This window comes from Morganella morganii (assembly GCF_041099235.1).
Lineage (GTDB): Bacteria > Pseudomonadota > Gammaproteobacteria > Enterobacterales > Enterobacteriaceae > Morganella > Morganella morganii_E.
In genome coordinates this window covers 253,403-267,469 of the sequence record NZ_JBFZSO010000004.1, presented here as the reverse complement: position 1 = coordinate 267,469, position 14,067 = coordinate 253,403, and the positions used below count along the sequence as shown (strand labels likewise).

Sequence of the window (14,067 nt, the reverse complement as noted above, 5' to 3'; positions counted from 1 at the left end):
ATATCCTTATAGGTGTGTCGGCATAAACGAGAGATCAATCATATGATTAACTGTATGCTCATCAGTATCTGTTGTAAATGAGCAGTAAGCAACGGATTGATCACAGACGTATTTTATCGATATTTCTTCCGGAGTGACGGATTAATTTTCGACATTCAATTATCAGCAGGCCCCGCAGACAACAGACCGGGGCGGAGTCTTAACAATTCATGAGTTTTTCATCATTACCATTATGCCCGGAAATTCAGAAGGCCGTCGCAGAGATGGGCTACGAACAGCCGACCCCGATTCAGATGCAGGCCATTCCGCAGGTTCTTGCCGGACATGACTTATTAGCCAGCGCACAAACCGGTACCGGAAAAACCGCCGGTTTTACCTTACCTATCCTGCAATATTTACAGGATAATCCGCGCAAAGGCGGCGGGCGTCCGGTACGCGCGCTGATCCTCTCCCCGACCCGCGAACTGGCCGCTCAGATCGGCGAAAACGTCCGCGAGTACAGCCGCCATCTGCGCACCCGTTCGCTGGTGGTCTTCGGCGGGGTGAGTATCAACCCGCAGATGATGAAACTGCGCGGCGGGGTGGATATCCTGATCGCCACCCCGGGCCGTCTGCTGGATCTGGAACATCAGAATGCCGTGGATTTATCCAAAGTCGAAATTCTGGTGCTGGATGAAGCTGACCGCATGCTGGATATGGGCTTTATCCATGATATCCGCCGTGTTATCAAAAAATTACCGGTAAAACGTCAGAATTTACTGTTTTCCGCAACATTCTCCAATGGTATCAAATCTCTGGCGAATACCATTCTGAATAATCCGGTGACGGTGGAAGTCTCCCCGCGCAACAGCGCCTCACAGCAGGTCACGCAGTTTGTTCACCTGGTGGATAAAAAGCGCAAAGCAGAACTGCTGGCGCACCTGATTGGCCGTGATAACTGGGAGCAGGTGCTGATTTTCACCCGCACCAAACACGGTGCCAACCGTCTGGCGGAATTCCTTAACGACAGCGGCATCAAAGCGGCGGCTATCCACGGTAATAAATCCCAGGGCGCACGTACCCGTGCACTGGCGGATTTCAAAAGCGGCGCTATCCGCGCACTGGTCGCGACTGATATTGCGGCACGCGGTCTGGATATCGAGCAGCTGCCGTATGTGGTGAACTATGAACTGCCGAATGTGGCGGAAGATTATGTCCACCGTATCGGCCGTACCGGACGTGCTGAGGCTACCGGCCTGGCATTATCACTGGTATGTGTCGATGAGCATGATTTATTACGTGACATTGAAAAACTGCTGAAAAAGCAAATCGAACGGATGGCTGAACCGGGCTACGATCCGGATCCGTCCATCAAAGCCGAACCTATCCAGAAAGCGAAGCAGGGTCGCGGCGGCAATGGCCGTTCCGGCGGCGGACGTCAGGGCGGACAAGGGCGCAGCGCCGAAGGCCGCGGTAACAGCGGTGGCGGCGACAAACGCCCGCCGCGTCCGCGTCAGCACAAACCGCGTTCCGGCAACAGCGACTCCGGCAGCCCGTGGGGTAACCGGGGTAAATAACGGAACCGGCTCATGCGTGTTCTTTTAGCACCAATGCAGGGGGTCCTTGACCCCCTTGTCCGTCATCTGCTGACGGCGGTGAATGACTATGATCTCTGTATCACCGAGTTTGTCCGTGTGGTGGATATGCTGCTGCCGGAGAAACTGTTTTTCCGTCTCTGTCCGGAGCTGGAAAACGGCGGTCTGACCGAATCCGGTACGCCGGTGCGGATCCAGCTGCTGGGGCAGTTCCCGCAATGGCTGGCGGAAAATGCCGCACGGGCGGCGGAACTCGGCTCGCACGGGGTGGATCTCAACTGCGGCTGCCCGTCCAAAACAGTGAACGGCAGCGGTGGCGGGGCGACGCTTCTTAAAGACCCGGAGCTGATCTATCAGGGCACCAAAGCTATCCGTGAAGCAGTACCGGCGCACCTGCCGGTATCGGTGAAAGTGCGGCTCGGCTGGAGCAGCAATGCGCACCAGTTTGAAATCGCCGATGCGGTGGCACAGGGCGGGGCAACAGAGATCACGGTGCACGGGCGCACCAAAGAAGCAGGCTATCGCGCGGATCTGATTGACTGGCCGGCGATCGCGGCTATCCGTCAGCGGCTCTCCATTCCGGTGATTGCCAACGGCGAGGTCCGGGACTGGCAGAGTGCGCAGCAATGTCTGGCCGTGACCGGCTGTGATGCGGTGATGCTCGGGCGCGGAGCGCTCAATGTGCCGAACCTGAGCCGGGTGGTTAAATATAATGCACCCTTTATGCCGTGGCCGGAAGTGGTGGCTTTGCTGCACCGCTACACGCAGCTGGAAAAACAGGGGGATACCGGGCTTTATCATGTGGCGCGTATCAAACAGTGGTTCAGCTATCTGCATAAAGCCTATCCGCAGGAAGCGGATGAACTTTTTGCCGTGATCCGCCCGCTGAAAGATTCTGCCTCGATTGCACAGGCGATTGCCCGGGCTCAGGGCGCATAAAATTTGCTTTTTTTACCATATCGCACTTTAATTGACAGGTGAGCCGGATTTTTTCTTAACCCGTTAATACAGCAGGAGGTACTGATGAATTTTCTGTCCTGGATTATTTTTGGCCTGATCGCCGGTGTGCTGGCGAAATGGATTATGCCCGGAACCTATAGTATCGGCATTATTATGACGATTGTGCTGGGTATTGTTGGTGCTGTTGTCGGGGGATATATCAGTGTTTTCTTCGGCAAGGGGCGTGTCGACGGGTTCAATTTCGGCAGCTTTGTGGTAGCGGTGATCGGTGCGATGGTGGTGCTGTTTCTCGCCGGGAAGTTTGCGGGCTGACAGCCGCATAACAGATTAAAAAAATGCCGGAGCAGCTGACGCGCTCCGGCATTTTTTTATGGTTCAATCGGCAGGGTGTCTGAACCGCCCCATTCCGCCCAGGAACCGTCATACAGACGGACATTCTGATGGCCGGTGAGCGTCAGCGCCAGCAGCAGTATGGCGGCTGTCATACCGGAGCCGCAGGACACCACGAGGTATTTACTTAAATCCACGCCTGCATCACGGAATATCTGCTGAATCTGCGTCGGGGATTTGAAGATCCCGTTTTCCACCAGGGTATTCCACGGTACATTGCAACTGCCGGGAATATGGCCGGAACGTACGCCGGGACGCGGATCCGGTGCCAGCGCCTGAAAACGGTCGGCAGAACGGGCATCGACAATCTGAATTTCCGGGTCCGTAATTGCCAGCAGCACATCATCTTTATTCACCGCATTATGACGCTGAAATTCCGGCACAAAGGTTTTCGCCTGCGGCAGCGGCAGCTCACCGCTTTCGGTGGTATAACCGGCACCGGCCCAGGCATTCAGCCCGCCCTGTAAAATACGCAGATTTTTCACACCGAAGGTTTTCAGTGTCCACCAGGCGCGCGGGGCGGAGAACAGGTTACCCTGATCATAAATAATCACCATGGTGTCATTATCGATCCCGGATTCACCGGCAGCCTGTGCGAACACCTCCGGTGACGGCAGCATATGCGGCAGCGGGGAGGAGAGATCAGCGACTTTATCCAGATCAAAATAGTGTGCGCCCGGAATATGGCGCTCAAGCCATAACTGATGGCAATCAGCGGGCTGACCGGGCGGCGCTTTGCTGACATCGAGCACAACAAGATTGTCGTCATTCAGGTGCGTGTGCAGCCAGTCTGCGGTCACAAAATAGTCTCGGTACATCGCAATTAACCTCGTTAGCAGGACGCAGAGAGCTACCGGGTTTCGCCGGTGGTCGTTTCCTGCGCCGTGGATGGAGTCTCAGGGGCAACCGAACGATTATACATATTCATTCCGGCAAGAAAAACGCCGCCGAGGGAGCCGAAGGCAAAAATAAAAATGAAAATAATCAATAATTTCTTCATAGATATATTCTGGTCTTATCTGATGGAGCCTGTCTTCCGGACAAATCCGGGGCTATGTTGATTAATTGTAACAAACTATTGAAGCAACCGTATGCAGAAAATGAGCGGTAACGGCCCGGACATGCTGATTTTTTTTCTGTAGTGTGAAACAATAGCGCCCTGTTTATTTATCCATAGGTTTTTCAGATGCCCCTGTCCGCCACCGTCAAACAACAAATCAGCGCCTGGTACAAAGCCCTGCCGGAGCAGATTGACGGCTTTGTTCCGCGCGCGCCGCAGCGGGAAATGATTGCGGAAGTCGCCCGGACGATGGCGGGTGATGAAGGGCGGCATCTGGTGATTGAAGCCCCGACCGGGGTGGGAAAAACCCTCTCTTATCTGATCCCGGGCATTGCAGTGGCCCGGGAACAGCAAAAGCTGCTGGTGATCAGTACCGCCAATGTCGCGTTGCAGGATCAGATCTACAGCAAAGATCTGCCGCTGCTGGCAAAAATTATCCCTGATCTGCGTTTTACCGGCGCGTTCGGGCGCGGGCGCTATGTGTGTCCGCGCAATATGGCGGTGATTGGCGCGGCTGAAGGGGAACAAATCGACCTGATGCTGTTGCTCGAAGATAAAGCGGATGTGGCAACGGCCTCTGAACGCGATACGGTGCGCAAGCTGCAGAATGATTTTACCTCTTTCGGCTGGGACGGCCTGCGCGATCACCACAAAACCTCTATTCCGGACAGCCTGTGGCGCAAAATCAGCACTGACAAACTCAGTTGTCTCGGCCGCAATTGCCAGTATTACTCGCGCTGCCCGTTTTTCCTGGCGCGGCGTGAAATTGAAAGTGTGGATGTGGTGGTTGCCAACCATGCGCTGGTGATGGCGGCAATGGAGAATGAATCCGTTCTGCCGGAAAGCAAAAAACTGCTGCTGGTGCTGGATGAAGGGCACCATATCGCTGATGTGGCCCGTGATTCTCTCGAAGTGGAAGGGGATATCACCCTGGTATCCCTTCAGGCGCAGCTGGATAACCTTTCCCGCTTTGTCACGCAGTATCTGCAACAGTTCCGCCCGGTAAAACCACCAAAACTGGCGGACAGTGCCCGTCTGCAGAAACATCTGGACGCGATGTCAGATGTGTACCGTGATGTGGCGATGTACACACAGACGCTGCTGCCGGAGCAGGCGGCGGATCCGCACTATCTGTTTCCGCTCGGGGAACTGCCGGAGCCGCTGACAGCGGCGGCTCAGCAACTGTCAAAACAGACGGATGCCCTGCACAGCATGGTGGAAGGGATACTCAGTGATCTGAACGAACAGACGGCAAAACAGGATATTGTCCGTCTGCACCGCGCCATCCTCACCGCCGGAAAGTTCCTCGGCGCACTGGAAAACAGCGCCAAACTGTGGCGTCTGGCGGCGCTTTCGGAAATCTCACATGCGCCGGTCTCAAAGTGGCTCAGCCGCCGCTATGAAAAAAATCAGTCTCACCTCTGGTTCCACTGTGCGGGGATCCGTGTCAGTGAACAGCTCGGTCACCTGTTATGGCGCAACGTGCCGAATATTGTGGTGACCTCGGCAACTCTGCGTTCACTCAACAGTTTCAGCCGGTTGCAGGAAATGACCGGGCTGAGTGAAAAGGCCGATGACCGCTTTGTGGCACTCGATTCCCCGTTTGACCACTGCCGCCAGGGGCGGCTGGTGATCCCGAAAATGCATTATGAACCGACACCGGCTGATGAAGCCGCGCATATCGGGGAAATGGCGCGTTATTTCCGCTCACAACTGGCATCCGGTGAGCACCGCGGTATGCTGGTACTGTTTAACAGCCAGCGGGCAATGGATCTGTTTCTCACCCATGTGACGGATTTGCGTCTGCAACTGCTGGTGCAGGGGGATCAGCCCCGTTACCGTCTGGTGGAAACTCATTGTCAGCGGATCCGGGACGGGCAGAACAGTGTACTTATCGGCCTGCATTCTTTTGCCGAGGGGCTTGATCTGAAAGGGGATTACCTGACTCAGGTGCATATTCACAAAATCGCCTTTCCGCCGGTCACCAACCCGGTGATCATCACGGAAAACGACTGGCTCAAATCTCTGAACCGCTACCCGTTTGAAATCCAGAGCCTGCCGGGCGCGTCATTTACGCTGATCCAGCAGGTCGGGCGGCTGATCCGCAGCCATCAGTGTCACGGGGATGTGGTGATTTATGACCAGCGCCTGCTGACCAAACGGTACGGCAGCAGGCTGCTTAATGCATTACCGGTCTTTCCGATTGTGCGGCCGGATATTGAACCGGAAAAATAATATAAACGGGTGAGCGTTATTCTGCCATGGCGGTAAAAGTCACGTTACCGCCGTAATCATTGATATTACTGACAGTCAGATGGTCACCGCGTTTAACCGCTCTTTTTACCGCTATTTCCGAACTGCTTTTCGGTTGCAGCATAAAGGATTTATGCAGTATTTGTTTTCTATCTGCCAGGGTTATTTCCGTAATGGTAATGTGGTACGGCGATGTATTATTGACCCGTATTGAATGACTGCCGGACTGAAATGTAACCTGCTGTGTGGCCGTGTCTCTGTCGCTTAATCCGGCAGGGCGGTAAAAGACTTTAAACCGGGAACGGACGGCCAGTTGCCCTGAATTTTTCTCTTTCAGTGATGATGTTTTACTGACCGTCGGAATATCAAGAACATTCAGCCACCACAGGCTTTCTCTGTCTGACGGCATACTGTTTTTATCCATCAGCCGTATACGTAAGATCTGCTCTGCCCCGGGATTGATGTGTGAAACCGGCGGGGTCAGCTCAAACGGCGTGACCGGCAGTTTTGCGGGCAGTGTTTCTGAATTCCCTGAATCAAGCCAGTATTGTACAAATACCGGTGAGGCGGATTCATTATTAACCCTGACAGTAATATCTTTTGCATCTTCCGGATAAATATACCGTGTGCTGTTCGTACTGATACCATCTGCGAATGCAAAGGCACTGATAAAACACCCGATAAATAACAGATATGATTTCATTTTATTTCCCCGCTGTGCACGAAGGAACACACGGACAGGTATTATTACTGAGATAATGACCTGTCATGATTACGTATTAACGTACTCCCTTTCTTTCATTTAATTTTATGCATTTTTTTTGTTTTTGAAATACGTATATTTTCCCGGTTTTTTTATTATGAAATACCGTTAACACCGCAAAGTAATAAGCAAAAAAAACCGCCCGGAGGCGGTATAAAGGGTAGGATTGACTCACAAGGTCTTACTGTTTTTATTGTTGCGACACATACTCACACACGAGATGTTAATTTCAGACCGCAACCCGCCGGTTACGGTTCTGTATTTCTGATATTTATTCGATATTGGCTTCAATAAACCACAGGTACTGGTCGAGGTCGCGGGAGGCGGCAGTAAACATATCTGCGGTATTTTCATCCTCAACGCGGCTGACGGCACGGCGGATATCGTTGGCAACAATCGCATAACGGTCGGCCAGTGCTTTCAGGTGATCCTGCACAGTGTGGATATCGGTCGGATAAGCCGGTAAAGCGGAGGCTTTACTGATCGCCTGTGAAGTACCGAGTGCCACACCGCCGAGCTGAACAGCGCGTTCGGCAAAAGTATCCAGGTGGGTGTTCAGACTGTCGCGGAAGCCGTCCAGCATTTCATGTACAGCAATGAAATTGCGGCCGCGCAGATTCCAGTGTGCTTGTTTGGTCATCAGCGACAGGTCGATAAACTGCAGAACCTGATGATTCAGTTCATCAATGGTTTCCTGCTTAATATCATCAGTGACATCGTTACGGGTGTACACTAAGTGAGAAGCTGTGGTTTTCACTAATTTCGCGGTGCTCATTATTGTTCCCCTTATTTATTCCGTTAAACATCTTTGTTTCGATGGGGTTACTATAGGACAGCGCAGATGATAGTTAAATTCGATTAAATCTATAGAATCGATAGGTAAACCGGCACGAGGCCGGTTTCAGTACGGCGGGGGATTACTCAACAGCTTTGATTTTTGACTTTGGTTTGATAGTCAGTGCCGCGCCCATGGAGGCGATGACAATGCAGCTCAGTGCCAGCCATTGTGTGAATAACAGATGCTCGCTCAGGAAGATAATACCCACCATGGCCCCAATCACCGGTTCAAGGCTCATCAGTATACCGAATGTCCGGGTCGGCAGGCGGGTCAGTGCCACCATCTCCAGCGAGTACGGAAAGGCCGTTGATAAGATAGCCACTGCCACCCCGACCGGCAGTACCGCCCAGCTGAACATCACACTGAGATCACTGTGATAGGCCCCTATCGGGAAAAAAATCAGTGCGGCGATAAGCGAGCCGACGGAAACCGTGGCCGCGCCGTAAAAGCGTCCGGCCCGCTGGCCGAAGATAATATAGAGTGCCCAGCCCGCCCCGGCACCCAGGGCATACAGCATCCCCACCGGATCCAGCTGATTAATCTGTCCGATCTGCTCACCGAGCGGCAGCAGAAAGGCGAGACCGGCGATCACCAGAATAATCCAGAGATAATCCGTTATTTTACGTGCCCCGAACATGGCGACCGCCAGCGGCCCTGTAAACTCCAGAGCGACTGCAATCCCGAGCGGAATGGTGGACAGCGCCAGATAGAACAGATAGTTCATTGCCCCGAGTGAGAGGCCGTATCCCAGCATCGGCAGCAGTGATTCCCGGGTAAAACGCAGCCGCCAGGGTTTAAAAATCACCAGCAGAATTGCCGTACCCAGCAGTAAACGCAGGGCGGTCACACCCGGGGCACCGATAACCGGAAACAGGGTTTTCGCCAGTGAGGCACCGCTCTGAATAGAGATCATCGACAACAGCAATAAGCCGATCGGTAACCACGGAGAACCACTTTGCTGGCGGGGAGACGCAGACATGAAGAACCTCGGGAGCAATAAAAATGCGGTGAGACAATTAGTTATGCTGAATTGCATGCAAAAGGCAGCACTCGTCCTGCAATCTTAGCGGGGCGGCTGACGGATAGCAATTACTGATTTAAGAGGATATTAATCTGCGGACAGATATTGCCGGGTAACATAGCAAAATCTGACGAGTGCTATCTTCGGACCGCTTGCGTATACTGACTGCCGGATTTTCATTTCATCACGATAAGGACAGGGCAGATATGCGGGATATTAAACGAATTGCGGTCTATTGCGGATCTGCAGCGGGTGCATCAGAGATTTACCGCCTTGAGGCCGTGAAATTTGCCCGGATTCTGGTTGAGCAGGGAATTACCCTGGTTTACGGCGGTGCCAGTGTGGGGATCATGGGGACGGTGGCGGATACAGTACTCCGCGAAGGCGGCAAGGCCATCGGCGTGATCCCGGCATTGCTGGAAGGGCGGGAGATTGCCCATAAAAACCTGACGGAGCTTCACCGCGTCAGCACCATGCACGAACGCAAAAGCAAAATGATTGAACTGGCGGACGGCTTTGTCGCGCTGCCGGGTGGCTTCGGTACCCTGGAAGAGTTTGCCGAGGTCTTTACCTGGAGCCAGATCGGGCTGCATCAGAAGCCGGTCGGGCTGATGAATATCAATAATTATTATGACCCGCTGCTGTCGCTGATCAGCAAAATGACCGATGAACAGTTTATGCAGGAAAAATACCGCCATATGGCCATCGTCGAAACGGACGGTAACGCGCTTATCCGCCGCTTCCGTAACTATGAGGCACCTGCGGTCAAAACTTACGATTAACCGGAGAACACCATGATAATCCGCCCTGCCACACGGAATGACACAGATCGCATTGCTGAGCTTTATCAGCAGTTATTTACTCTGATGGCAGAATATCAGCCGGATCGCTGGCGTCCGGCAGAGCAGGATCGCGGATTTATCGAAAACGCCATGACAGATGAAAAATTTTGTCTGCGGGTGGCTGAAACGGAAGGGCATATTGCCGGGTTCGCCTTTGCACAGACGCAGGATACCTCGCCTTACACCTGTGTGGTGCCGCGCCGTTTCGGTTATATCTTTGATATTGTGGTTGATCCGGCGATACGCGGGCAGGGCACGGGGAAAAAATTACTGGATGCCGTTAAAGACTGGTCAAAGGCACAGGGCCATACGCATCTGGAGTTGTCAGTGCTGCCGGAAAACACCGGTGCAATGCGTTTATATGAACGCGAAGGTTATCAGCCGGTGATCCACACCCTGGCGATTAAGCACTGAGATAAAAAAACCTCATCCGGTGATGAGGTTTCTGTTTTTCAGACTGCCGGTTACGGTCAGCTGGTCAGATGAACGGTTTTTCCGCCGACAATGGTGCGCAGCACTTTCACATTGGCAATATCATCCGCAGGTATCTGAAACACATTGCGATCCAGCACGATCATATCCGCCAGTTTGCCCGGTTCCAGGGAGCCGAGAATATCTTCCCGGTGCTGGGCATACGCCGAGTCAATCGTGGCGGCACGCAGTACTTCCGTGATGGTCAGGTCACGGTCAGTATCCAGACGCTGTGCAGGCTGCCCGTTAACCGGATGACCACGGCGGGTGGCAGCCACTTTCAGATCATACCATTCATCAAAATCATCAATCGGCCAGTCACTGCCGAACGCGACCACCGCCCCGGCATCGATAAACTTGCCGATAGGTTCCAGTTGCTGATAACGGGTTTCGCCGATCATATGACGGGTGAATTCCGCCAGTTCTGCGGTCGGTGCCGCCCACTGGAACGAGAGACAGGCGATGGTGCCGAGCCGGGCGAAACGTGCATAGTCTTTGGCGTCCACCAGCTCGTTGTGAGCCAGTCCCGGACGGATATCTTTGCCCGGATGTGCGGCACGCATTTTTTCGATGCCGTTGAGCACCATATCAATCGCACCTTCACCGACGGTGTGCAGATGCGGATCATACCCGGCCGCCGCAATGCGTTCGAGCAGGGCATCAATGACATCGGAGGTGAAATAGAGATCGCCGTAATTTTCCGTTTCACGCCAGTCCGGTTGTGCCGGGGTGCCGTGATTGATGCGGTACGGTTTCAGCAGGGAGGCGGTCATGGTCGGGAACTGAAGCACACCATCGACAAACATTTTGATGTTTTTTACCGCGATGCCCGGTTCCGGGCCCCATTGCGGCTGATGATAACGCTCCGCAAAGGCAACGGCGTTTTGCACGGCCTGCGGCACGGATGCCACATCCGGCGCATCATCCGGGGTGATTTCACGGGCAGCCTGCACACGCAGTGTCAGTTCACCCTGTTCCTGTAATGCACGGAACGCATCCAGCTGTAATTCCGCCACACGGGCATCCATGACCATGGTGACGCCCTGTTCATTAAGGACTTTCTGCACCAGACGGGCTACATCCACCGCACGGTCGGCCTGAATGGAGGGAATACTGTCCGCAGCACGCATGGCCGGGGCATCCTCAAGGATACCGTTCAGCTCACCATTGGCGTGTTTGCCGATTTTACCGTCACTCGGTGCCGGGGTTTCTCTGGTGATGCCGAACAGTTCCAGCGCACGGCTGTTGGCGAGCAGCGTGTGGCAGTCATTGGAGAACAGCACGACAGGGCGGCGGGTATTGAGTTTGTCCATATCTTCACGGTACATATCAATACCGGCCGGTAACATGCCCTGACGCAGCCAGGCGGTCACTTTCAGCCAGTCGTTTTCGCCGGTGCGCGGATCATTATCCAGATGCGCCTGCACGCGGGCGAGGATCTCATCAATGGTCAGGGATTCATAATTCAGATGGCAGCCGAACAGCTGAATACCGCCCCAGAACGGGTGCATATGACCATCAATAATCCCCGGCATCATCATTTTGCCGTCGAGATCGATAAACTGTGTATGCTCACCACGGAATGCTGCCATGTCATCATTATCACCACAGGCAAGAATACGGCCATCAGCAATCGCGATGGCCCCGGCGACGCGGTTTTCCGCATCCGCAGTATAGATATAACCGTTGTGATAAATAATATCAGCGGCAGTCATTTTCATTATGCTCTCCAGTCCTCATCAACAGAGTTAATTGATAATTAAGTGAGTTTCTTCTTCCGTGATTGACGGCGGACGGCGGGTAAAGAAGCGGGTGATCACACCGAGGTATACCACACCGATCCCCAGCCAGATCAGGCCGACAGTCAGTGCCTGTGCATCCAGGCTGGTCCACAGCCACAGGGTCAGCAGTACTCCGATTGCCGGTACCACCAGACAGCGCAGGATCACGGCAGCCGTCAGCGGTTCTTTCCGGTCAATAATAAAGTGTTTGATAACACACAGATTTACAAAGGTAAATGCGATCAGTGCGCCGAAGCTTATCATGGATGCCACCAGGCTCAGGGAGAGCACCAGCGCCATCAGTGAGGCGAGGGCGACAAACAGAATCGACAGCACCGGCGTGTTGAATCTGGCATGCAGACGGGCAAACACAGCGCGCGGCAGCACCCCTTCACGGCCCATGGCATAGAAAATCCGCACAATACTGGCCTGGGATGTCATTGCGGAGGCAAACACGCCGATCACATAGGCAGTAATAAAGGAGGACGCCATCAGTGCGCCGCCGACTTTTTCCATCACCTGAATACTGGCGATATCGGTGTTCGGCAGGAAATCACGCCACGCCGGATAGCTCAGATGTGCGCCGTAAGAGATAATGATAAATAATGTCCCGGCAATAAACACGGTATAGAGAATCGCTTTCGGCAGCGCGCGTTTGGCATCTTTGGTCTCTTCCGCCATGGTGGAGATGGCATCAAACCCGAGGAATGCGAGACACAGAACCGCCGCACCGGCGAACAGCCCGGATACCTGATCGGACATCACCGTCAGCGGGGCGAGCAATGCGTCTTTATCGAGCGTGAACGCGGAACTGAAGCTGAGATACAGGAACAGCGCGATAAATATAAGCTGCATCACAATAATCAGCATATTCATCGAGGTGACCAGTTTTATCCCGAGGATGTTCAGCAGAGAGACAATCACAATCGTGGAGACAATAATCAGCTCCATCGGCACCGACGGCAGGGCTTCATGCACAAAAATACCGATGGCGATATAGTTGATAATCGGCAGAAACAGATAATCCAGCAATTGAGCCCAGCCGACCAGAAACCCGGTATTCCCGCCGAAGATTTTCTGGACATAGGAATACGCAGAGCCGGCCAGCGGCAGTGTGCTGGTCATTTTACAATAGCTGAGAGCGGTAAACAGGACGGCTGTCAGTGTAATAATATAAGCAACCGGTAAATGACCTTCACTGAGGACGGTAACCTGTCCGTAAGTTGTGAAGATACCAAGGGGCACCATATAGGCGAGCCCGAAGAAAACTAACGCGGGGGTATTTAATACGCGTTTCATCTGCACAGTATTCTGTTGCATTTTTACAGCCCTTCCCAATAGCCTGAAACATGCCGCGGATATCGCATCCGGGCACAATATATATCTCCGGCCGTCAGCGGATGACGGTCAGTCTGCATTTATTTTCAATAAACCTCGCACCTTGCGTCTGCATCGTGCGCACTTTACTGAAACGTCAGTGATAAACGGGCCATCACCACACGCTGGGGTAAATGCAGGCGGCGTACAATATATGAGTTATCTGTATTTGGCAACAGAAGTTGAACAGGATAATAACAAGGATAAACCATCCTTACCGGTCGTGCTTTTCCGGTTTATTGTCAGGCATACCGAAAACAACATAACCTGATATATTTTTCAGTAAATTCATTGTGATACCTGTTTTAATTAATAAGCCGGTGTTACCGGCAATACATTACGTGACATAACGTAATTCTTTATCCGGCCACAAAAGAGAATAACCCGGGTATTTTGAACCGGCAGGGTGACGGATAAGTCTCAGGCTGCTGCTTTTCATCACCGTAAAATGGCGGATAACCGATAAATAAAGATAAAGTAATAGCGGTTCAAAAAGAGAATATAAAAATTAACAGCATCCCCGGCGGAATATCCGGGGAAATAAAGGGGAGCCCGGGAGAAGAATATTATTTTCTGAGGTCAGGTGTTATTTCCCGGCAGGCATGCAATGTTTATCGTCACTTACTGCGACAGTAAATAATTAAAATATTAATAATTTGATTTTTATGTGATTTTTTGAGTCTTTTGCCGGGCGGAAGCGTATTTCAAGCACTTCATGTTCATATCATGATAACAGG

At 52.8% G+C, this 14,067-nt stretch carries 13 protein-coding genes; 6 read left to right on the top strand and 7 right to left on the bottom strand.

Annotated elements, in window-relative coordinates:
- The first annotated feature begins 209 nt into the window (after window positions 1-209).
- The 3 genes from rhlE to AB7038_RS09635 all read left to right on the top strand — a co-directional run bounded on the left by rhlE (window position 210) and on the right by AB7038_RS09635 (window position 2,846).
- A complete protein-coding gene (rhlE, locus tag AB7038_RS09645; RefSeq protein WP_004235705.1) occupies window positions 210-1,556 on the top strand; it encodes an ATP-dependent RNA helicase RhlE in 1,347 nt (448 codons plus the stop codon).
- A 12-nt stretch (window positions 1,557-1,568) separates the two neighbouring features.
- Complete coding sequence (gene dusC / locus AB7038_RS09640; protein WP_072871117.1) at window positions 1,569-2,513, top strand: tRNA dihydrouridine(16) synthase DusC; 945 nt, start codon at window positions 1,569-1,571, stop codon at window positions 2,511-2,513.
- A gap of 84 nt (window positions 2,514-2,597) precedes the next feature.
- Window positions 2,598-2,846, top strand: a complete 249-nt coding sequence (locus AB7038_RS09635; RefSeq protein WP_368888763.1) for a GlsB/YeaQ/YmgE family stress response membrane protein — start codon at window positions 2,598-2,600, stop codon at window positions 2,844-2,846.
- A gap of 56 nt (window positions 2,847-2,902) precedes the next feature.
- Here the strand turns inward: AB7038_RS09635 and sseA are convergent, their stop codons facing one another.
- Together sseA and AB7038_RS09625 are read right to left on the bottom strand one after the other, a co-directional pair.
- Window positions 2,903-3,742 (bottom strand): 3-mercaptopyruvate sulfurtransferase, encoded by an 840-nt coding sequence (sseA, locus tag AB7038_RS09630; RefSeq protein ID WP_368888762.1) that lies wholly within the window; start codon window positions 3,740-3,742, stop codon window positions 2,903-2,905.
- Between the two features lie 32 nt (window positions 3,743-3,774).
- Complete coding sequence (locus AB7038_RS09625; RefSeq protein ID WP_004235712.1) at window positions 3,775-3,924, bottom strand: hypothetical protein; 150 nt, start codon at window positions 3,922-3,924, stop codon at window positions 3,775-3,777.
- Window positions 3,925-4,110: 186 nt separating this feature from the next.
- Between AB7038_RS09625 and dinG the strand changes: the two genes are divergently transcribed.
- Complete coding sequence (gene dinG / locus AB7038_RS09620; RefSeq protein ID WP_369453211.1) at window positions 4,111-6,219, top strand: ATP-dependent DNA helicase DinG; 2,109 nt, start codon at window positions 4,111-4,113, stop codon at window positions 6,217-6,219.
- A gap of 16 nt (window positions 6,220-6,235) precedes the next feature.
- Here dinG and AB7038_RS09615 read toward each other — a convergent pair whose 3' ends face one another.
- The 3 genes from AB7038_RS09615 to rhtA all read right to left on the bottom strand — a co-directional run bounded on the left by AB7038_RS09615 (window position 6,236) and on the right by rhtA (window position 8,817).
- The gene (locus AB7038_RS09615; protein WP_369453210.1) at window positions 6,236-6,940 is read right to left on the bottom strand and encodes a fimbrial biogenesis chaperone; all 705 of its coding nucleotides are present in this window, start codon (window positions 6,938-6,940) and stop codon (window positions 6,236-6,238) included.
- Window positions 6,941-7,271: 331 nt separating this feature from the next.
- Complete coding sequence (gene dps, locus AB7038_RS09610) at window positions 7,272-7,775, bottom strand: DNA starvation/stationary phase protection protein Dps (RefSeq protein ID WP_036425007.1); 504 nt, start codon at window positions 7,773-7,775, stop codon at window positions 7,272-7,274.
- 142 nt (window positions 7,776-7,917) lie between these two features.
- Window positions 7,918-8,817: a threonine/homoserine exporter RhtA gene (rhtA, locus tag AB7038_RS09605; RefSeq protein WP_049241374.1), complete on the bottom strand. Its 900-nt coding sequence runs from the start codon at window positions 8,815-8,817 to the stop codon at window positions 7,918-7,920.
- Window positions 8,818-9,065: 248 nt separating this feature from the next.
- On the opposite strand from rhtA, the gene AB7038_RS09600 reads away from it, so the two are divergent.
- Both AB7038_RS09600 and AB7038_RS09595 read left to right on the top strand, forming a co-directional pair.
- Entirely contained in the window at window positions 9,066-9,641 is a 576-nt protein-coding gene (locus AB7038_RS09600; RefSeq protein WP_368888758.1) for a TIGR00730 family Rossman fold protein, read from the top strand.
- A gap of 12 nt (window positions 9,642-9,653) precedes the next feature.
- On the top strand, window positions 9,654-10,115 hold the full coding sequence (locus AB7038_RS09595; RefSeq protein ID WP_368888757.1) for an N-acetyltransferase family protein: 462 nt from the start codon (window positions 9,654-9,656) through the stop codon (window positions 10,113-10,115).
- Between the two features lie 56 nt (window positions 10,116-10,171).
- Here the strand turns inward: AB7038_RS09595 and AB7038_RS09590 are convergent, their stop codons facing one another.
- Window positions 10,172-11,893, bottom strand: coding sequence for an amidohydrolase (locus AB7038_RS09590; RefSeq protein ID WP_369453208.1), 1,722 nt, complete (start codon window positions 11,891-11,893; stop codon window positions 10,172-10,174).
- A 27-nt stretch (window positions 11,894-11,920) separates the two neighbouring features.
- Window positions 11,921-13,273: an APC family permease gene (locus AB7038_RS09585; RefSeq protein ID WP_369453207.1), complete on the bottom strand. Its 1,353-nt coding sequence runs from the start codon at window positions 13,271-13,273 to the stop codon at window positions 11,921-11,923.
- Between the last annotated feature and the right edge of the window lie 794 nt (window positions 13,274-14,067).

Excerpts from the sequence above, each read along its gene's own strand:
- AB7038_RS09635 (WP_368888763.1), top strand. The coding sequence starts at position 2,598 with ATGAATTTTCTGTCCTGGATTATTTTTGGCCTGATCGCCGGTGTGCTG.
- sseA (WP_368888762.1), bottom strand. The coding sequence starts at position 3,742 with ATGTACCGAGACTATTTTGTGACCGCAGACTGGCTGCACACGCACCTG.
- dusC (WP_072871117.1), top strand. The coding sequence starts at position 1,569 with ATGCGTGTTCTTTTAGCACCAATGCAGGGGGTCCTTGACCCCCTTGTC.
- AB7038_RS09625 (WP_004235712.1), bottom strand. The coding sequence starts at position 3,924 with ATGAAGAAATTATTGATTATTTTCATTTTTATTTTTGCCTTCGGCTCC.
- AB7038_RS09600 (WP_368888758.1), top strand. The coding sequence starts at position 9,066 with ATGCGGGATATTAAACGAATTGCGGTCTATTGCGGATCTGCAGCGGGT.
- AB7038_RS09615 (WP_369453210.1), bottom strand. The coding sequence starts at position 6,940 with ATGAAATCATATCTGTTATTTATCGGGTGTTTTATCAGTGCCTTTGCA.
- rhtA (WP_049241374.1), bottom strand. The coding sequence starts at position 8,817 with ATGTCTGCGTCTCCCCGCCAGCAAAGTGGTTCTCCGTGGTTACCGATC.
- rhlE (WP_004235705.1), top strand. The coding sequence starts at position 210 with ATGAGTTTTTCATCATTACCATTATGCCCGGAAATTCAGAAGGCCGTC.
- dinG (WP_369453211.1), top strand. The coding sequence starts at position 4,111 with ATGCCCCTGTCCGCCACCGTCAAACAACAAATCAGCGCCTGGTACAAA.
- dps (WP_036425007.1), bottom strand. The coding sequence starts at position 7,775 with ATGAGCACCGCGAAATTAGTGAAAACCACAGCTTCTCACTTAGTGTAC.
- AB7038_RS09585 (WP_369453207.1), bottom strand. The coding sequence starts at position 13,273 with ATGCAACAGAATACTGTGCAGATGAAACGCGTATTAAATACCCCCGCG.
- AB7038_RS09595 (WP_368888757.1), top strand. The coding sequence starts at position 9,654 with ATGATAATCCGCCCTGCCACACGGAATGACACAGATCGCATTGCTGAG.
- AB7038_RS09590 (WP_369453208.1), bottom strand. The coding sequence starts at position 11,893 with ATGAAAATGACTGCCGCTGATATTATTTATCACAACGGTTATATCTAT.